Consider the following 385-nt stretch of genomic DNA (forward strand, 5'->3'; position numbering starts at 1 on the left):
CTATCGGCCATTGCAACACCAGCTCCTAGCGCTGCAACCATGCCCCAGTTGATATCCCAAGCGGATTCTTTTTCGCGCTCGCGTTCACGAAGCTTGAGCTCTGCTAGGTAATTGAGGTCATCCTGATATTGCTGCTGGAAGGAGGTTAAGATATCGCCATCCTTCACCTCTACTAGTTTAATCTTGGTGCCGATTCGATAATTTTCATGGGCGTAGACGCCATATTCGCTCTGACCTTTGTAGCGAATTTCACCAATGAACACTAGGTTTCCCAGCAAATGGACCTGATAAAAACGATTGTCGAGGTAGGACACGCCTGTCGTATCAGGGTGTTTGCGGAATATATATCGGTTTGAATTATAGTTACCCTCGGGCCCGCCCATGG

1 protein-coding gene is annotated in these 385 nt (G+C 48.3%); it reads right to left on the reverse strand.

Annotated features, from left to right (window positions below; all coding sequences use genetic code 11):
* The coding region (locus A3739_RS30260) for a hypothetical protein (RefSeq protein WP_197472499.1) at positions 1-263 on the reverse strand (263 nt) is incomplete at its 3' end.
* Between the last annotated feature and the right edge of the window lie 122 nt (positions 264-385).

The sequence above is a fragment of the Oleiphilus sp. HI0067 genome (genome assembly GCF_001635735.1).